At 64.8% G+C, this 18664-nt stretch carries 18 protein-coding genes and 1 pseudogene; 11 read left to right on the plus strand and 8 right to left on the minus strand.

Annotation, left to right across the window (positions count from 1 at the left end):
* Positions 1-623 precede the first annotated feature (623 nt).
* Positions 624-2180 (plus strand): amidohydrolase, encoded by a 1557-nt coding sequence (locus C7G41_RS31790; protein ID WP_245446819.1) that lies wholly within the window; start codon positions 624-626, stop codon positions 2178-2180.
* Between the two features lie 149 nt (positions 2181-2329).
* On the plus strand, positions 2330-2458 hold the full coding sequence (locus tag C7G41_RS38880; RefSeq protein WP_007600646.1) for a hypothetical protein: 129 nt from the start codon (positions 2330-2332) through the stop codon (positions 2456-2458).
* A gap of 27 nt (positions 2459-2485) precedes the next feature.
* Here C7G41_RS38880 and C7G41_RS31795 read toward each other — a convergent pair whose 3' ends face one another.
* A complete protein-coding gene (locus C7G41_RS31795; protein WP_158268059.1) occupies positions 2486-3898 on the minus strand; it encodes an NAD(P)/FAD-dependent oxidoreductase in 1413 nt (470 codons plus the stop codon).
* Positions 3899-4283: 385 nt separating this feature from the next.
* On the minus strand, positions 4284-5081 hold the full coding sequence (locus tag C7G41_RS31800; RefSeq protein WP_106946303.1) for an adenylate/guanylate cyclase domain-containing protein: 798 nt from the start codon (positions 5079-5081) through the stop codon (positions 4284-4286).
* Positions 5082-5197: 116 nt separating this feature from the next.
* Here C7G41_RS31800 and C7G41_RS31805 point away from each other — a divergent pair, with 116 nt between their 5' ends.
* The gene (locus C7G41_RS31805) at positions 5198-5701 is read left to right on the plus strand and encodes a hypothetical protein (protein ID WP_106946304.1); all 504 of its coding nucleotides are present in this window, start codon (positions 5198-5200) and stop codon (positions 5699-5701) included.
* A gap of 21 nt (positions 5702-5722) precedes the next feature.
* On the opposite strand, the gene C7G41_RS31810 is transcribed toward C7G41_RS31805, so the two are convergent.
* From C7G41_RS31810 to C7G41_RS31820, 3 genes and pseudogenes are all read right to left on the minus strand, one after another.
* A complete protein-coding gene (locus C7G41_RS31810) occupies positions 5723-6910 on the minus strand; it encodes an adenylate/guanylate cyclase domain-containing protein (protein WP_106946235.1) in 1188 nt (395 codons plus the stop codon).
* A 137-nt stretch (positions 6911-7047) separates the two neighbouring features.
* Positions 7048-7631: pseudogene (locus C7G41_RS31815) on the minus strand (HutD family protein).
* 103 nt (positions 7632-7734) lie between these two features.
* Entirely contained in the window at positions 7735-9825 is a 2091-nt protein-coding gene (locus tag C7G41_RS31820) for an adenylate/guanylate cyclase domain-containing protein (RefSeq protein ID WP_106946236.1), read from the minus strand.
* Between the two features lie 307 nt (positions 9826-10132).
* On the opposite strand from C7G41_RS31820, the gene C7G41_RS31825 reads away from it, so the two are divergent.
* Genes C7G41_RS31825 through C7G41_RS31840 form a run of 4 tightly spaced genes read left to right on the plus strand, consistent with a single transcriptional unit; the run spans position 10133 to position 12677 of the window.
* Positions 10133-10438: a DUF2282 domain-containing protein gene (locus C7G41_RS31825; protein ID WP_106946237.1), complete on the plus strand. Its 306-nt coding sequence runs from the start codon at positions 10133-10135 to the stop codon at positions 10436-10438.
* A gap of 46 nt (positions 10439-10484) precedes the next feature.
* Positions 10485-11399, plus strand: coding sequence for a DUF692 domain-containing protein (locus C7G41_RS31830; RefSeq protein WP_106946238.1), 915 nt, complete (start codon positions 10485-10487; stop codon positions 11397-11399).
* The gene (locus C7G41_RS31835) at positions 11389-12168 is read left to right on the plus strand and encodes a DNA-binding domain-containing protein (RefSeq protein WP_106946239.1); all 780 of its coding nucleotides are present in this window, start codon (positions 11389-11391) and stop codon (positions 12166-12168) included. The genes C7G41_RS31830 and C7G41_RS31835 overlap by 11 nt, the downstream gene beginning before the upstream one ends.
* On the plus strand, positions 12168-12677 hold the full coding sequence (locus C7G41_RS31840; protein ID WP_106946240.1) for a DoxX family protein: 510 nt from the start codon (positions 12168-12170) through the stop codon (positions 12675-12677). The genes C7G41_RS31835 and C7G41_RS31840 overlap by 1 nt, the downstream gene beginning before the upstream one ends.
* Positions 12678-12689: 12 nt before the next feature.
* Here C7G41_RS31840 and C7G41_RS31845 read toward each other — a convergent pair whose 3' ends face one another.
* From C7G41_RS31845 to C7G41_RS31855, 3 genes are read right to left on the minus strand one after another with little or no spacing between them, the layout of a single operon-like run.
* Positions 12690-13538, minus strand: a complete 849-nt coding sequence (locus tag C7G41_RS31845; RefSeq protein ID WP_106946241.1) for an SDR family NAD(P)-dependent oxidoreductase — start codon at positions 13536-13538, stop codon at positions 12690-12692.
* 9 nt (positions 13539-13547) lie between these two features.
* The gene (locus C7G41_RS31850) at positions 13548-14099 is read right to left on the minus strand and encodes a carboxymuconolactone decarboxylase family protein (protein ID WP_199198717.1); all 552 of its coding nucleotides are present in this window, start codon (positions 14097-14099) and stop codon (positions 13548-13550) included.
* On the minus strand, positions 14077-14778 hold the full coding sequence (locus tag C7G41_RS31855) for a TetR/AcrR family transcriptional regulator (protein ID WP_106946243.1): 702 nt from the start codon (positions 14776-14778) through the stop codon (positions 14077-14079). Before C7G41_RS31855 ends, C7G41_RS31850 begins: the two co-directional genes overlap by 23 nt.
* A 106-nt stretch (positions 14779-14884) precedes the next feature.
* Between C7G41_RS31855 and C7G41_RS31860 the strand changes: the two genes are divergently transcribed.
* From C7G41_RS31860 to C7G41_RS31875, 4 genes are read left to right on the plus strand one after another with little or no spacing between them, the layout of a single operon-like run.
* The gene (locus C7G41_RS31860; RefSeq protein ID WP_106946244.1) at positions 14885-16087 is read left to right on the plus strand and encodes an ABC transporter substrate-binding protein; all 1203 of its coding nucleotides are present in this window, start codon (positions 14885-14887) and stop codon (positions 16085-16087) included.
* A 27-nt stretch (positions 16088-16114) separates the two neighbouring features.
* A complete protein-coding gene (locus tag C7G41_RS31865; RefSeq protein ID WP_245446821.1) occupies positions 16115-16984 on the plus strand; it encodes an MBL fold metallo-hydrolase in 870 nt (289 codons plus the stop codon).
* A gap of 14 nt (positions 16985-16998) precedes the next feature.
* Entirely contained in the window at positions 16999-17967 is a 969-nt protein-coding gene (locus tag C7G41_RS31870; RefSeq protein ID WP_106946246.1) for a tripartite tricarboxylate transporter substrate binding protein, read from the plus strand.
* Between the two features lie 34 nt (positions 17968-18001).
* Positions 18002-18547 carry a VOC family protein gene (locus tag C7G41_RS31875; RefSeq protein ID WP_106946247.1) on the plus strand — a complete coding sequence of 182 codons (546 nt, stop codon included), beginning with the start codon at positions 18002-18004 and terminating at the stop codon, positions 18545-18547.
* Positions 18548-18664 lie beyond the last annotated feature (117 nt).

Here is an 18664-nt window from a genome sequence, read left to right on the forward strand (position 1 = left end):
TCGATGGAAGCCACTGTGGACCCTTATCCCGGGGTCCCGATTTAATGCCGATCACCCCGAAAACGGGGTCCTTATTCCATGCCGAAACACAGGCTGCGCGATCTGTCACCGCACGATCCGTCGCCGATCTATGCTCCTGGTGCATCGCACCAGGGCGCCCTCATTATAGCGAAGGCGCAGATTGCCACTGCAACCGGGTTGCGGTGACAGCACTGCACCGTAATTCCAGGCTCGAGTCCTGCCGGGCCCACCAGCCTTGGCTCGCTTCGCGAGCTTCGGCTCGGCAAGCCGAAGCCTTAAGTGACAAGCGAAGCGGGCGAAGGCTGCCGCACCGAAGCCCAACGGACGAAGGCGATCCGTAAAATCAAATATCTGGGCCTTCACCAAATTTTCCGGTGGACCGGCTGATTTTGTTGGTGCCAGACCTGGTCAGGATCGCGACACTCCTCGTTGCGACGCGCGATGTCCGCGGGCGCATCCAGCGGCGGATGTTTGGCGCCGCTTCGGCCTCTCTCATTTCGGGACTGATGATGCGAAAGCTTCTGGCGATCTTGGTGATCTCTTGCTGGTCCAGTTTGGCTCACGCACAAAAGGCCGACCTCATTGTCACGAACGCAAAGCTCGTGACGCTGGATCCTGCATCGACGATCGCGCAGGCGCTCGCAGTCCGCGACGGCAAGATCGTCGCGATTGGCGGCAACGATGCCGTGGAAGGCCTGGCCGGGCCCGCGACGCGCCGTGTCGACGCAGGTGGACGCACGATCATTCCGGGATTGATCGATTCCCATATTCACGCGGTGCGCGCCGGCCTCACCTACGCAACCGAGGTCAACTGGATCGGCGCAAAGACTATCCCTGAGGCCATGGAACGCTTGGCCCAGGCGGCAAAAGCGCGCCCGGCGTCCTGGATCATCGTGGCCGGCGGCTGGAGCGAATTGCAATTTGCGGAGAAGCGGCGGCCGACGCTCGCCGAGGTGATGTCGGCCGTTCCCGACAATCCGGCTTACATCCAGCTGTTCTATTCGGTGGTGCTGATGACGCCAAAAGCGCAGCAAGCGCTCGGGATGTCCGCGGATCAGTTGCCGGCCGGCATCACGACCGAGCGCGCCGCATCGGGCGACACCACGGGCTGGCTCAACGGCTCCATCGTCAGCATCTCCGCGCTGTTCGATCGGCTGCCTCGGCCGAATTTCGATGAGAATGTCGCCGGGACCCGGCAGTTCTTCACGGAGCTCAATCGTCTTGGCGTGACCGGGATCGTGGATCCGGGCGGCTTCAGCATCTATCCCAGCCATTACGCCGCCTTGCAAAAGCTCTGGCGTGACAAATCATTGTCGGTTCGGGTTGCCTTCAGCCTGTTCGCCCAGAATGTCGGCGCGGAATTCGAGGAGTACAAGACTCTCACGCCGTTCCTTCCGATGGGATTCGGCGACGACATGCTGCGGTTCAACGGCATCGGCGAGCGGATCACCGGCGCCATGTACAACAACAATGCGCCCGACGCGGCCGCCAAGGACAAGTTCCGCGAGATCATTCGCTGGGCGGCCAAGCAAGGGCTGACGGTCACGATCCACTGGCAGGAAGACAAATCCGTCCATCACCTGCTGGACCTCTATGACGAGGTCAACAAGGAGACGCCGCTCGCGCCGCTGCGCTGGTCCATCGCCCATCTCGACAACACCTCGCCCCAGACGCTGGCGCGCATGAAGGCCCTTGGTGTCGGCTGGACCATGCAGGACGCGATGTATCTCGGAGGCGACCGTATCGTGGCGCAGGCCGGCGAAGCCGCGCGCAGCATGCCACCCATCGCCACGGCGTTGCGCATGGGGGTCCATGTCGGGGCCGGCACGGATGCGCATCGGGTCGCATCCTACAATCCGTTCGTGGCGCTGCAATGGATGCTCGACGGCAAGACCGTCGGCGGTCTCTCGACGCGTGGCCCGGACGAAACGCCGAGCCGCGAAGATGCCTTGCGCCTCTACACCGTGGGAAGCGCGTGGTTCTGCTTCGACGAGACCCGGCGCGGCACGCTGGAGACCGGCAAGCTCGCCGACTTCGCGATTCTCGACCGGGATTTCCTGTCCGTCCCCGTCGAGCAGATCGGTGCCACGGCGTCTCTGCTGACGGTGGTGGGCGGCAAGGTCGTCTATGCAGCGGATGCTTTCTCGGGCGCAAAATAGGGGTTGGAGGCCTGAAGGCGAGCATCTGAGAAGATGGCATTGACGAAAAATGGCAGGGTTGTCGGCATCCATTTGGACTATCGACTACCCCCCTCGCCGAGGTCAGCCTATACAAGGCGCCGTCCCGCCTCTCGCGCCAGGAGCCATGCATGACCAGTGAAAAAGGCCCGAACATCAAGAAGAAGCAGAAATGCAAGAACTGCGAAGGCAAAGGCCTGCTCAAGAAGGGCGACAAGGTGGTGAAGTGCCAGCGCTGCAAAGGCACGGGCGTGCGCTGACGGTGGGGTGATGACTTCTCCGTTCCGCTATGTCGCGCGGACCCCGCCGGCAAAATACTTCTCGACGATATGTTTCGAATGGACGACGATCGGCTCGACCAGCTCGAAGTCGGTGGCGCCGCCGACGTAGAACGTGCGGTCTTCGCCCTGCATGCGGGCGAGGTCCGCATAGATGCCGGTCTTGATCTGATCCGGCGTGAAGTGCTGGAAGTAGGTGAACTCGTCGAACGTGTGCCAGCGCGGCTGGCTGGTGTCGATCGTGCCGCCGAGCAGTTTGGTCAGGCGCTTGACCTCCCCGATGACCTCTTCGCCGGTCTGCTTGTCCCTGGGGCGCGTGTAGAACTGCGTGAACATGTTGCCGCTGTCCTGGAACTGCCGCGCGACCGCCCACGGCGTGCCCTGTTCGGTGAGCGGCAGCACCGGCGCGACCGGCGCCTTCATCGTCATGTCGATCCAGAACGTCGTCATGCAGTACGGATTGAACTTGATCTCGCGATTCACATTCTGCTCCGCGGCGTTGGGAGCAAGGCCGAGCCGCGTGAACACATCCGTCGTCAACGGGCAGGCGAGCACCAGATAGTCATAGAGCTTGCTGTCCTTGACGATCTTGAGGTCGTTCAGATCCTGCTCGGGATATTCCATGTCGATCCGGACACCGGCCGCGGAGCGCTCGATCTTGGTGATGTTGACGTTGAGCCGGACGTTGAGGCGCCAGGACACCCGCTCCCACAGCCGCTGAAACCCGTCGGTGAAGCGCCGCGGCCAGCTCCCGATGATCCAGTTGACCGGGCCGAGCCCGAACACCATCGGAAAGAACGTCCGAACCGACATGTAGCGCAGCGCGTAGGGCGTCGCGATGTCGTCGAGCTGGCCGTAGCCCATGATCGTGATCGGAAACTGGAACAGGGTGGCCAGCGGCATCAGATCCTGTTTTGCGAGCCAGGACTTGAAGTCGACGCAGAGCTCGGGGCGCTCGTGGATCTTGTCGAGATAGTCCGGCGCGTCGATGACGCCGCTGAGCTGCCAGCGAATATAAAGGTATCGAACCGCCGCCCAGAGGAAGGTCCACAACGAGATCGTGGCCTTGGTGTAGGGGTCGTAGAGCACGGCCTCCATGAGCGATCGGTATTTGAAGCTGTTGCCGTCCGGTGCGATGTCGATCGAGGTATAGGGCTCCTCGGCATAGGTGGTCGCGCCGACCTCCTGCGCGATCTCCAGCGTCTCCTGGTAGGCCCAGGTGACGTAATTGGCACCGAGGTCATAGCTCATGCCGTCGACGGTGAACCTCTTGCAGAGCCCGCCGATCTGGCCGAGCTTCTCCAGCACCGTGACGTTGTGAAACCCGTTCTTCGACAGGAACCATGCGGTCGACAGGCCCGCCGGGCCCGCGCCGATGACGGCAATGGTCGCGTTGCAGTCGACTGCGGCGATGCGGGTCATGAGGTTTCCAGGTGAAGCGCGGATGCGTCGGGCAATCCCGGGACGATGACGCCGTGACGCGACGGCATCGTTCAACTTGAGATCGACCATAAGCCAGCATGCATACTGCTGGTTTTCCGGCCATCACGCAAGCAATGGTTGTATCATGGGTTGATTTTCCGTACGCGGTGTACGTCCCCTAGGCAAAGCGGAGGGCTATCGCCTATGACGTCTCAGCGACGCCTGAGCGAGCGCCTCGTCCCTCGAGACGGCCGCTTCGCGGCCTCCTCAGGATAAAGCTCGGCTGCATCTCCATCGGCGCCGAAATGCTGCCGCATACTCATCCCTCGGCCTGAGAGCCGGCGAGCGCAGCCCGCCCGCACGGCGCGGGCTTTCTGACGGCGCCTCAGCCCTCCACCCGCCACAGCCGCCAGCGCTCCGGCACGCCCTTGAGCTGGTGCACGCCGTGATCGGCGAAGCGGATATCGGACTTCGGCGCCAGCAGCTCCTTGACCGCGCTCGACACCAGCACCTCGCCGGCGCGTGCCTTTGCGGCGACGCGGGTGCCGATGTGAAAGGCGAGGCCGACCGCCTCGGTGCCGCTCACGGTGTATTCTCCGGCATGCAGGCCGACCCTGATCTCAAGGCCGAGCGTACGCACCGCCTTCTGGATCGCGGCCGCGCAACCGATGCCGGCAGCCGGCGTCTTGAACGTCGCCAGCACGCCGTCGCCCGTGGTCGTGACTTCCTTGCCGCGCGAACTCTTCAGCTCCTTGCGGACCGCCGCGTAATAATGGCCCATGATCTTGGTCCAGCGGACATCGCCGAGCTTTGCAGCCTTCGCGGTGGAGCCGACGATATCGACGATCAGGATCGTGGCGAGCGCCCGCTTGATCTCGGTGTTGCCTGCGGCGGGCCGGCGACGGAGCACGATCGCGCCGGCGAGAGGTTCATAGCGATGGTTGCGGCGCCGCGCGATCGCCGCCTTGGCGTAATCCTGGGCACGCTCCGCGCTGCCGCAGCGAATCGTCTTCTCCTGCGGCAGACGCGTCCAATAGACCTTGCGTCCGTCGCCAGCGCCCTGAACCTCCACGGCGCCCCATTTCAGGAGGATCGCCGTGCCGACGCGCCGGACACACCACGCCTTCGACGTGTAACCCGATACGTTCGACTGATGGATTCCGATGCGGAGGAATTTTGGCATGAACGTGCGGCCGATCGAAGCAACGTTTGGGCGACCCAGGGTCAAGCGTAGTGACACACTCCGGCATTGGCAATACGATCCGCCGTCAAGACGTGTTCATTTCAAACCAGTGCAATATGCAAAACTATTTCCGCGCTTCTTGTGAAGCCGCCCTGTTGTCGGCCGCGCTCGCAATCGTCGCCTTGCCCGACATGGCGCGTGCGCAGTCGGGAAGCGCCGGCGGCAGCATCGGCAATGACGAAAAATCGCTGTCCGGTTCGCGCGAGACGCCGCGGGCGGCCGAGCCTTCGAAGCCGGCTCGGCGCAGCAAGCCCGCGGACGACGAGCCGCGCCGCGCGCTGCAAAAGAGCGGCGGAGGCGGCAATCTCGACGGAGCATGGGTTCTGACCAGTGTCGGCACGCCCTGCGGCACCTCCTCCGACACGGTGGTCATCACCGGCGGCAAGTTGGTCGGACAGTACGGCACCGCTCAAGTCAGTCCGAACGGCTCCACCTCCGGGGTCGGTGCCGCCGGAAGCCTGACCTGGACCATGTCCGGGCGGATCTCAGGCCGCAGCGGCTCCGGGTCGTTCCGGCGATCCGATGGATGCGTCGGAAGCTGGACCGGATCGAAACAATGATCGTCGCATATCGGCTTTGCCTCAGCCGCGATAGGCAAACAGCTCGATCGGCTCGCTGAAGCCGCGCACGTCGTGCTTGCCGACGCGCTCAAGCTCGAACTGGCCGCCGACGAGATCGGCGAAGTCGCGTGACAGCAGCACCGTCCTTCCCAATTGCTTGGTCAGAGCTTCGAGGCGCGAGGCCATGTTGACGGCGGGGCCGATCACGGTGAAATCGAGCCGGGTGGACGATCCGATATTGCCGTACATGACGTCGCCGACATGGACGCCGATGCCGTAGTTCAGCGGCGCGCGGCCGGTGCCGTCGTTGCGCGCGTTCAACGCGATCATGGCCTGCCGGGCTTCGGTCACGGCATGCAGCAGGTTTGCGCCGGCATTGGGCTCGCTCAGCGGGAAGATGGCGAGCAGGCCGTCACCGATGAATTTCAGGATCTCGCCGCCATGCCGCGCGATCGGCTCCGACATCGCGTCGAAATAGTCGTTGAGCAGGTCGATGACGTCGTCGCGCGGCCAATTGTCGGAAATCTTGGTGAACTCGCGCAGATCGCAGATCATGATCGCGGCGCGCACCGTCGTGCCGGTGCCGCGCCGCGTGGCGCCGGCCAGGATGAGCTCGCCGGCATGGGAGCCGACATAGGTCTCGAGCAGCGTCCGCGCCAGCCGGTTCTTGATGCGGATCTCGCTGACCAGCGCCAGCACCGGCAATAGGTTCTTGAGGGCGGCGACATGGCTCTCGTCGAAACCGCCGGGCCGGTCGGTCGCGAAGGTGACGAGATGCCGCTTGCCGAGCGTATGATAGAGCGGCCAACCCACATAATCGGTCAGGCCCTTTGCGCGCATCTCGTCGTAGAGCGCGTGCTTGCGGCCGAGCGCGGGGTCGCGTTCGAGATTCTCGCGCACTTCGGTCGCGCCGTCGAACATTTCGCTTGCCGGACTGCCGATGAACTCGGACCGCTCGCGGACGTCATAGTCGACCCGTGCAATCTCCGCCTCGCTCATGCCGTCGGACCACATGAAGCGGGCGCCCAGCCATTGCGGATGCTGGATCAGCACGTGAAGCGTCGACCGCGCCAGCGGAATGCCGGCCTGCTGAAGCCGGACGCACATGTCGGCAAAGATCTTGTCGATGAAGCGCTCGTCGCGCGTGCCGTTGATCAGCCAGTCGACGACGCCGTCGGACAGCGTGGCGGGTTTCTTCTCTGCGATCATATCTGCCCGTTCATATCGTGGCCGCCCGTGCTTCGGGCGGCGGCTGCATCAGGGCAGATATCGTGCTCCGGCGCGACGGCGTCAACCTAGCCAGTTGCACGGATTGTGCGCAGCGCTCCGGTGGGCGGGAACGCCGTTCAGCCGACAATCCGGATAGAGCCCAGCACGGCCAGCCCCGAGACGAGCGCAAGCGTCGACGCCCGGTCAGTTCGACCTTCAATGTGTTGTCGTGCGAAATCGCAAAATCCGTGCCTTCGAGACGGATGCTGCAGTCGCCGCGCGCCGCATAGATGAGATGCGTGCCGGCGGACAATCGCCGCTCACCGGGCTCCCTGAGCGCTTCGAGCTCAAGCGCGACCGCACCGCGCCGGCCCATCAAATTCACAACCTCGACTGGCCCTTCCTCGAGCCGGGTCACGATCTCGAGCTCGCCGGTGAAGCGCACCGTCGTGAACGGCTCCCGCTCGTCGAACTCCTGCGTCGGCGACTTCAGCACCAGCCCGCGCCCGCCGACCACCATCTGCAAGCGGTCGATGCCGGGCATGTGGGAGAATGGCCCCGGCGCCACGATCGGGGTGGCCGCGAAGCGCCACAGCAGGCTGTCCCAATCCTTCACTGGGGCATCAGCGCGATGAGCGTCCGCGATATCGGTGAAGATGCCGCCGCCGTTCTTCCAGGGCGAGCGGGTGTAGTCTTCGGATTTCAGCAGTGTGGTTTTCATGTCTCGAGGTGGTCCGGGAGCGCAAGAGGGCGGGTGTCAGTTGCGTATCATGCAGACAGGATCGTCGCCAGCTCGCTTCCTTCAGCCCGCCAATCTTTCGCGACTACTTCGTCGTCAGCGCCGCGACCGGGCGCCACGCAACATCAGGAGCGCTCTCAACCAACTGCCGGCAGCGGTCGCGCATCAGTTCAGCCGGGCGATCCGGACCACGCATATTCAGCACGGCTTCGAAATCAGCGACCGCAGCGGCAAACCGGCGCGCGCGATAGTTGGCGAGGCCCTGTCCGTAACGGACGATCCAATCGAGCGTCTCGCCGCCGTCCTCTCCGAGGAGTCCGACCAATTCGTAGACCGCAAAGCCCTCCTCGCGTCCATACACGGCGATGCTGTCGATCTCGCGCGTGATGATCGCGCCGCGTGCGAGACGTTCGGTCGCTTCGCCAATGAGGATTTGCGTACCGTAGGATTTGTTGGCGCCCTCAAGGCGACTCGCGACGTTCACGGCATCGCCGATCACGGTATAGTTCAGGCGCAGCTCCGAGCCGATGTTGCCGACCAGCATGCGGCCGGAATTGATGCCGATCCGGATCTGGAGCGGCTGGCCGAGATCGTCGGCAAGGCCCCACGCCGCGATTGCGCTGCGGCAGCCGAGCGCCGCGCGGCGGCAGCGCAGGGCATGGTCGGCCTGCGGCTGCGGGGCGCCCCAGAACGCCATCACGGCGTCGCCGATGAACTTGTCGATGGTCCCGCCATTGGCGACGACGGCCTCGGAGGCGAGGTCGAGATAGCGCGACAACAACGGCACCACGCGATCGCCGAGCCGCTCGGACAGCCCGGTGAAGCCGGCGATGTCGACGAACATCACGCTGAGCTCCTGGATGCTGCCACCGGGCTTTGCCTCGACGCCCTGCTGCAACAGCGAACGGACCAGATCGGCCGGAATGAACTTGCGAAACGCGGAAAGGCCGGCCGCCATTTCGGCGATCGCGCCGGACAGGCTTGCGATCTCCTTGAGCCGCGACGGATGGCGGCGGACCTGCTCCAGTGCGAAAGCTTCAACATGACGCAGCTCGCCGACGACGCGCGACAGCGGTGCCGCGATGATGGAACGTGCCAGCGCCGCCGAGGCCAATGCTGCGAGCACGACGCCGATGGCGAGGCCGAGGAGCAGGCGGTGCAATGTCGTCTCGACCGGACCGAGGAACTCGGCCTCGGGGATCACGGTCGCCAGCGACCAGCCGGGAAACGGCAGCGGCGTGAGGGCGACCTCGTAAGCGGCGCCAGCCGATGTCAGCCGGCTTCGCCAAGCTTCCTTGCGGCCATCCTCGCCCGCCTTTACGAGTGCCATCCGCGCCAGCGGTAGCAGTGTCGTATCGCCCTTCGCGACGTGCAGCTCGTCGGCCTCCCTGTCCGGAGCGGCGACCAGTTCGCCGCTGCCATCGATGATGAAAGCCGTTCCGGTGCGTCCGACCTCGAGCTGCGACAGGAAGCGCGCGAGCCTGGTGTACTCGATGACGATGGCGAGGACGCCCTGCCGCTCCTGGTAGACGTCGATCGGACCGGCAAAGGCAATCGACGGCCGCTCGCCGGTCGGATGGTCTATCACCTTGAACCACTCCGGCTCCCCGGCCGCCAGCCCGGTCTTGAACCAGGCGCGATCGGCGACACGAAAATCGGTCGGCTCGAAACGGCGATTGGCGAATTCGATGTCGCCGGGCACCACCTCGTATTCGTCGATGCGGCGCTCGCCGGCATGATCGGTCAGCGAGATCTCCATCATTTCGAGGCGGCGGTCGCCGAGCTTGTGCGCGGCGAAGAAGGAGCCGTCGGGCCAGCCGAAGGCGACCCAGGAGATCGTCGCCTGCGACTGCAATTGCGACAGGAACACGAATTCGCGCTTGTCGGCCTCGCGGGTGTCGAGCACGTTCTGCAGGAACAGGGTGCGGATCGCGGTGTGGGCGGCACGCGCCTCGTCCACGATCGCGGCGACCTCCTTGCGGACAGCGGCCACGATCTGTTCGTTGATGGTCGATGCGAGCTGCCGGCTGGCCGCTTCGGCCGTGCGCCACCACAACAGGCTCGAAAGCGCCGCCGTCAGCAGGATCGCGGTCAGCACCAGCGCCGAGACCGCGAGGCGGATGCTGACCGTCAACCTGGCGATCGCGCGAAGCTGACGTCCGGGATCGACGTTCATGATTGTTCCGCTTTCGGCCGGGCACGGCTCCTGTCATCGCTTTACGCAGGCTTCCGCCGTTCGTTACCTCTGGCAGGCGCGACCGACTGCGACCAATGCTCTCCCGCTAACGACTCGATAGCGCCACGGCATTGGATATGAACGGCCGCTTGCCCGCAAATCCCGACCCAAGCGCACATGTGGTGCGCCGATCCAGGCGGTATCACGGCTTCGTGACAGCTTCGCGGTAACGCGGGCTGCGCGCGGAGCGAAAGGAACCATGCGCCTTCGCCTGCCAGGCGATGCCATCTCGAACAGGAGAACTCCAATGTCTGCCAAACTTGCCGTGACCACGCTCGTTCTCGCCGGCGCCATGTCGACCGCACTCGCGACCCTGGCCACTGCTGCTCCGCTGACCAAGGCCGAGGGCGACGCGGCCGTCGCGGCCAAAAAGGAAAAATGCTTCGGCGTCGCCCTGAAGGGCCAGAACGATTGCGCGGCCGGACCGGGCACGACCTGCCAAGGCACCTCGACCGCTGACTTCCAGGGCGATGCCTGGAAATTCGTTCAGGGCGGCACCTGCGCCAGCATTGAGCTGCCGGGCGGCAAGAAGGGCTCGCTCAAGCCGGTCTGACGCTCTGCGTCGCGACCACGACAACAGGGAAGAGCGGAGAGAAACCATGACGACGGCAATCGCGCCTGACATGTCTGCGGTGCCCCTCCGCTATTCCGCGCCCATCGGCGGCGTCGCCGGGACGAGCTTCAAGCCCGAACATCTTCAGGCCATCCTGGGCGCGAAACAGCAACGCGGCTTCTTCGAGGTCCATGCCGAGAACTACATGGGCGCAGGCGGGCCGCCGCATCGAGCGCTGGAAGCGATCCGCCGCGACCATCCGCTGTCGCTGCATGGCGTGTGCATGTCGATCGGCGGACCACAGCCACTCGACAAGGCGCATCTGGCCCGCTTTCGCGAACTGGTGGCGCGTTACCAGCCCGCGCTGGTATCCGAGCATCTCGCCTGGTCGACGCATGAGACCAGCTTTTTCAACGATCTGTTGCCGCTGCCCTACACCGCAGCCACGCTCCGAAACGTCTGCGATCACATCGATCAGGTGCAGGACGCGATCCGCCGCCCGCTGCTGCTGGAAAACCCGTCGACCTATGTCGCCTTCCGCGAATCGTCGATGAGCGAGACGGAATTCATCCGCGCCGTTGCCGAACGGACCGGTTGCGGGCTGCTGCTCGATATCAACAATGTATTCGTATCCGCGACCAATCACGGATACTCGGCACTCGACTACCTCGCGGACTTTCCGCTGGCGCGCGTCGGGGAGATCCATCTCGCCGGTCATGCCGAGCAGGCCGACGACGAAGGTGATCTGCTGCTGATCGACAGCCATGACGGCCCCGTCGCGGACGCTGTGTGGAAACTCTACGAGATCGTCGTCCAGCGCCGTGGTCCGGTGCCGACGCTGATCGAGTGGGACAGCAAGATCCCGGATTGGCCGGTCCTGCGGGCGGAAGCCGCCGCGGCGCAGGCGATCCTCGATCGTTGCCGCCCGACCGGGTTGACGGGAGATCGTCATGCCGCCTGAGCCTGACCTTTGCTTTGCCGCAGCCTTTGCACCGGCGCTGCTGGACCCGGTGCGCCCTGCCCCTGAGATCGTGACCGGCCCGAACGGCAAGGCCGCCGGCAAGCGCTACGACGTCTACCGCAACAACGTCACGGTCAGCCTGATCGACGCGCTCGCCGCGATTTATCCAGCGGTGCAGCGCATCACCGGCACCGACTTCTTCCGCGCCATGGCGCGCTTCCATGTTCGCGGCACACCGCCGATCTCGCCGCTGCTGTCCGACTATGGCCGCGATTTCCCGGCCTTCATCGCGCAATATGAACATGCGCAGATGATGCCCTGGCTCGCAGATGTCGCCCGCATCGAGCGGGCATGGCTCGATGCCTATCACGCCGCCGACGCGGCACCGCTGTCGCCGGCGCAGCTTGCCGCAGTTGCGCCGGAGCGGCTGGACGGTCTCGTTCTCATACCGCACCCGGCGGCGGGAATCGTGCGGTCGCAATTCGCGGCGGTGACGATATTCGCCGCCAATCGCGACACGTCGCCGGTCGGGCGCATCGACGCTGCGACACCGGAAGACGCGTTGGTCACTCGCGTCGAATTCGATGTCGTGGTCCGGCACCTGCCGCCCGGCGGAGCGGCATTCGCGAGCAGCCTGATGTCGGGTCGGCCGCTCGGCGAGGCCGCTGCACGCGCGCTGGACGCAGCGACCGACTTCGACATCGCTTCGAACATCACCGGCCTGATCGAGGCGGGCGCCTTCACCTCAATCGCTTTCGGAGACGTCTGATGATCACGGACCAACGCATGCAGGCGGGTGGCGGCCTCCCCTCGCTCGGGCTCCTCGTCGACAAGGCCAATCATCTCGTGCAGACCATTGCCTCGCCGTCGGTCGTTCAGCTCGTGCTCCGCGTCGCGCTGGCGGTGCCGTTCTGGCGTTCCGGCATGCTCAAATGGGCAGGCTTCCTCAGGCTCAACGATACGGCGGTGACGTTGTTCAGCGACGAGTTCATGCTGCATCTGCCGGGCGGGCCTTATCATTATCCGGTGCCGACCGTGATGGCCTTCCTCTCGGGATGCGGAGAAATCATGTTCCCGATCCTCCTCCTGCTCGGCTTCGGCACTCGTTTTGCGGCGCTCGGACTGCTGTTCATGACCGTCATCGTCGAGCTGACCGTGCCTGACGGATGGCCGATCCACATCACCTGGGCGGCGATGGCGCTCGGCATCATGGCCTACGGGCCGGGACGCGTCTCGCTCGACCACCTGATCTGCCGAGCGCGTGCGACCGAGCCATAGGCGCGAGCCGCCTCACATCCCGCTCAATCCGCTATCGACCGCAAGCGTCTGCGCGGTGACGTAGACGCTCTCGTCCGAGAGGAAGAACAGCACGGCATAGGCGATTTCCCAGGCGGTGGCCTGGCGGCCGAACGGGACGTGGCCCTTGCCGCGCGAGGCGCGGCCGGCGCCGGCCTCTCGGCCATTCGGCGTGTCGACGAGGCCGGGATAGACGAGGTTGGCGCGGATGCCGCGGCGCGATCCGAGATGGGCGATGTTGCGCATGAGGCCGCCGAGCGCGGCCTTGGAGGAATCATACACCGCCATCTGCGAGCCCGCTTTCAGCGCGGCGATGGAGGAGATGAAGACGATGGCGCCGCCATTGTCGAATTTCGGCAGGCCTGCGCGGCAGCATAGCATCGGGCCGCGGACGTTGACGTCGTAGATCCCATTCCACTCCTCGGGGCTGACGGCATCGAGCCCGACCTTGCCGAAGGTGCCGATGTTGAGGACCATGCCGTCGAGGCCGCCCATGGCGCGATGCGCCTCGTCGACCATGCGCACGACGTCGGTCTCCGAGGTGACGTCGGCGGCAATTGCAAAGGCTTCGCCGACCTCGTCGGTGATGCGCTTCACGGTATGCTCGGCCGAGGTTCGGTTGAGATCGGCAACCGCGACCTTCGCGCCTTCGCGGGCGCAAAGAATGCTCATGGCGCGGCCGTTGCCGATCGGATCGGTGGCGGCGTCGAACACGCGCTGGCCACCGCCGACGATCAGGATGCGGCGGCCCTCGAGACGTCCCCTGCCCGGCGCTTCGCCCAGTGACTCGGCGCTTGGCGGGCGGACATAGCGGTCCGGCCTTGTCTCGGAATTTTCAGACATGCGCGCCGCCTATTTCTTGCCGCCGTCATAGACCTTCATGCCGGCGGCCGGATCGAGATCGGTCTCGGTCGCCTCGGTGACACGCGCCATCATCATGTAGAAGCCGAGCGCGACGATGGATTCGACGATCTCCTGGTCGCTGAAATGCTCGCGCATGGCGGCGAAGGTCGCCTCGGGAACGCGAACGTTCTCGACCACTTCGCGGCCGAATTTCAGCAGCGCGCGCTCGGCCTCGCTCAAGCCGGCGGCATCATAGTCGGCGCGCTCGACCGCATCGACCTGGGCTTGCGTGCAGCCGACTCCGAGCGCGATCGGCACATGCTGGCGCCATTCATAGGCGCCGCCTTCGAGCTGGGCGGCCTGAAGGATCAGGAGCTCGCGGTTGACCGCACTGAGCTTCTGCTTGTGCAGGATCGAATTGCCGAGCCGCATCGCCGGGATCATGTTGGCCTCGGCATGGGCCATCATGCGAAAGATATTGAGCTTGACCGGCATGCGGTCGAACGAGGCGCGGATGTCGCCGCTGGTCGTCTCCGGATCAATCAGGGGCAGCCTTGCCACGATTCTCTCCCTTGGCTTTTCGTTTCTTGTTGTCCCGCGTCCCGCCATCCGCCGCGATCAGCGACAGGAAGAAGGCCAGATAGCGGTCGATCGCCTCGATCACCTTCGGCCGCGGCGACGGTGCCGCGCCCATCACGTAATGCTCGAGACGGATATAGATGAGGCCGGCCGCGAACAGCCGCGCGGTCTCGCGCGGGTCCGGCGTCGAGACCAGGCCGGCGAGCGCAAAACCGCGGAAATAATCCGTCATCATGCTCTGCTCGCGCGCGTAGAAATGATCGGCGAATTTGGCGCGGATGCCGGGCACGCGGTTGCGCTCGGCGGTGATGACTTTCTGGAACTGGTGCTCGCGCGGATCGGACCATTGCTCGACGAGGTCCAATGCAAACTGCCGGCAGAACGCGGCGGGCTGGCGCGCGAGCTGCTTGTAGCGCGGCTCTTCCAGCCTGCTCGCCGAACTGGCCGGACCGTGCTCGCTGACGATCGCCTCGAGGATCGCGGCCTTGCCGGCGAAGTGATTGTAGAGGCTGCTCTCGCGAATGCCGACGCGACGCGCGAGCTCGCGCATCGAGGCCCCGCCATAGCCGCTCTGCGCGAACAGATCGAGTGCCTCGGTCAGGATGCGGTCGCGGGTCGTGGGCGCAGCCGCTTCCGCCGCGCTGGTGGTGTGGACAGCCATGCGCTTGACTAACGAACGATCGTTCGCTAGTCAACCGTACGAACGATCGTTCGTTTCAACTCCGCGCCTCAGAGAAGCGGAGAGCAAACTTTGGGGAGACTAGGTCATGGCGCGCTTCGCCCGCCTTCGCGCTGCCTGCATCCTGTTACCGATGCTCGCAGCAAGCACCGCTCAGGCCCAAAGCAAATACGATCCCGGCGTCGACGACAAGACCATCAAGATCGGTACCACGGCGCCGTTGAGCGGTCCGGTGTCGGCCTTCGCGCAGATCGCGAAATCCGCGGAGGCCTATTTCCGCAAGGTGAACGACGACGGCGGCGTCAACGGACGCCGGATCCAGATGATCATCGCGGACGATGCCTACAGCCCGCCGAAGACGGTGGAGCAGACGCGGCGGCTGGTCGAGAGCGAGGAAGTGTTGCTGATCTTCGGCGGCGTCGGCACGCCGACCAACAACGCCGTCCACAAATACCTCAACGACCGCAAGGTGCCGCAGCTGTTCCTGGGCTCGGGTGCGGCGAAGTGGGACGATCCGAAGAACTTCCCGTGGACCGTCGGCTGGCAGCCGACCTATCGCGACGAGGCGATCGCCTACGCCAGATATATCAAGGCGAGCCACGCCAGCGCGAAGATCGGCGTGCTCTACCAGAACGACGACCTCGGCAAGGACTATCTGAAGGCGCTGGAGGAAGGGCTCGGCAGCGGGGAGGCGATCGTCGCGCGCGCGGCTTATGAAACCTCGGCGCCGACGGTGGACACCCAGATCCTGCAACTGAAGACCGCAGGCGCGGACGTGGTGCTGGTGGCGGCAACGCCGAAGTTTGCGGCGCAGGCAATCCGCAAGATCGGCGAGATCGGCTGGAAGCCCGTGACCATCATCTCCAACGTCTCAGCCTCGATCAGCGGCGTGCTCGAGCCGGCGGGCAAGGATAATTCCACCGGCGTCATCTCCAGCCAGTATCTGAAGGACGCGACCGATCCGGCTTCCAAGGATGATGCTGGTTACAAGGAATGGCTAGCCTTCATGGACAAGTATCTGCCGGACGCCAACAAGAGCGACTGGCTCAACGTCTATGGCTACACCATCGCGCAGACGCTGGTGACCGTGCTCAAGGCCGCCGGCAACGACCTCACCCGCGCCAATGTTATGAAGCAGGCAACGACCATGAAGGACGTGCGCCTGCCGATGCTGATCAACGGCACCGCGGTGAACAATTCGCCCGAACGCTTCACGCCAATGACCAGCCTCCAGCTCATCCGGTTTGACGGCACGCGCTGGATGCCGTTCGGCGAACTCCTGAAGAACTGAGCGATGCGGCCGGTCCAGGTTGGCAGCATGCGGATCGATCTCGTCAGCGAGATCGCAGCACTCGCGTTCGACAAGGCCTGGCTGTTCGCCAACATCACCGACGAGGTGATCGCGGCGAACCGAAGTTGGCTCGATCATCGCTATATCGAGCCGCAGACCGGCCGCTTCATCCTCAGCCACCACTCCTATCTCGTGCGAACGCCGCGCTGGACCGCCATCGTCGACACCTGCTGCGGCAATCACAAGCAGCGGCCGCGCGTCCCCGCGTGGAATAACCTCGACCAGCCTTATCTCGAAAACATGCAGGCGCTCGGCGTCAGGCCCGAACAGGTCGACTTCGTGATGTGCACGCATCTGCATGTCGATCACGTCGGCTGGAATACGCGGCTGATCGACGGCCGCTGGGTGCCGACGTTCCCCAAGGCGCGCTATCTGATGGGGCGCGCCGAATATCGCCACTTCGAGGCCGCGCACAATGCCGCGCCAAAGAGCCCGGTGAACCACGGCTCGTTCGAGGATTCGGTGCTGCCGGTGGTCGCGGTGGGCCTGGCCGAATTCGTCGAGACCGATCATCGCCTGTTTGACGATCGCGATGCCGCCTTGCACTTCGCGCCGGCGCCGGGCCACACCGCCGGCAACATGCAGATCCATCTCAATGGCGGCCACGATCACGCGGTGATGTCGGGCGACGTCATCCATCATCCGATCCAGTGTGCCGCGCCCTGGCTGTCGAATGCGGCCGATGTCGATCCGGCTGCTGCGATCGCGACGCGGGTCGCGCTGCTCGAAGAGCTCGCGGACACGCCAAGCTATCTGCTCACCGGCCATTTTCCGGCGCCGACCGCGGGGCGCGTGCTCCGGCACGGCGAGGCATTCCGGTTTCGGTTCGAAGATTGAGGGGGAAAGACACCATGAAGCTGCGCATTATCACACTGTCGTTGCTCGCATTGCTCTCAGCGGCGCTGCCCGCGCGCGCGGAGGACCCGGCCGCCTATCCCACCCACAAGATCAGGATGCTGCTGCCTTATGCGGCCGGTGGCGGCGGCGACGTGATCGGGCGGCTGCTCGGCGACAGGATGGGCAAGACGCTCGGACAGAGCGTCTATATCGAGAACCACACCGGGGCTGCCGGCACGCTCGGCACCCAGATGGTCGCGGCGTCGGCGAATGACGGCTACACCATCACCGTCGGCGGCATGACCACCCATGTGCTGGCTCCGGCGATCTATCCGAAACTGCCCTACGATTCAATCAAGGATTTCACCACGATCGGGCGCATCGGCACGTCCTCGATCATGCTGGTGGCGACCAGGGATTTTGCGGCCAACGACATCAAGGGCCTGATCGCGCTGGCCAAGAAGGGCGAGCCGATCCAGTACGGAAGCTGGGGCGTGGGCTCGACCGGACAATTCTGCGCGGAAATCCTGATGCAGCAGACCGGAATCAAGATGGACCACGTGCCGTTCAACGGCATCGCCAAATTGGCCGGCGATTTGCTCGGCGGCCACATCTCGCTGGCGACGCTCGACATGGCGACCGCGACGCCGCTGGTGAAGGACGGCTCGATCAAGGCGCTGGCCGCCTGCGGCGAGCGTTCACCGAGCCTGCCGGATGTCGCAAGCTACAAGGAACAGGGCGTGCCGTTCGATCGCAGCCTGTCCTGGGCGATGTATGCGCCTGCGGGTCTTGCCGAGCCGATCGCAAAAAAGCTGTCGGCGGCACTGAAGGACGCGCTCGCCGATGCCGAGGTGAAGGAGAAGCTGCTGGGGCTCGGCATCACGCCGCAATTCGTGCCGGGCGACGAGCAGCGTGACATCAACGCCCGCGACATCGCGGCCTGGAAGCAGGTCGCCAAGGACGCGGGCATCGAGGTCAAATGAATCGAGTGATCGAGATGACAAGGGGAGCGCCGGCATGAGCCGCATCTTCGGCGCGGTGCGCCAGAACGGATATGTGGTGCGGGACATCCACGCCGCCATGAAGCACTGGATCGAAGTGATGGGCGTCGGTCCGTGGTACTATATGGACCGCGTCAAGACCGACTGGTTCCGCCATCGCGGCGAAAACTCAGCCGTCGAGATGAGCATCGCGCTGGCGAATTCCGGCGATCTCCAGATCGAGTTGATCCAGCAGCGCAACGACGCGCCCTCGCTGTACAGGGAATTCCTCGATTCCGGCCACGAGGGCCTCCAGCACATGTCCTACTGGAGCCACGACTACCAGGCGCTCTACGACAGGGCGCTCGGGCTCGGCTACAGGATCGGCCACGAGGGCCAGATCGGCGGCGACAGAGGGCGCTTTGCCTATTTCGACACCCAGGCCCATCCCGGCACCGTGATCGAGATCTCCGACATCAGCGGCACCAAGGGGCCGTTCTTCGAGAAGGTCCGGCAGGCCGCTTTGAGCTGGGACGGCACGCGGCCGATCCGCGAGGTCGGTGGGGGGAAATCGGAGGGCTGAATGCCGGCCGGCTGCAAGGAGGAGAAGCGCGGCCGGCACCAAATAGAAATTGTATTGCGGCCCCGGTCGGATATTCTCGCCGGCATTGCAGATGTCCCGGCTTGGGGGCCGTGATGA

Origin of the sequence: Bradyrhizobium sp. MOS002, assembly GCF_003020115.1 — a bacterium.
Lineage (GTDB): Bacteria > Pseudomonadota > Alphaproteobacteria > Rhizobiales > Xanthobacteraceae > Bradyrhizobium.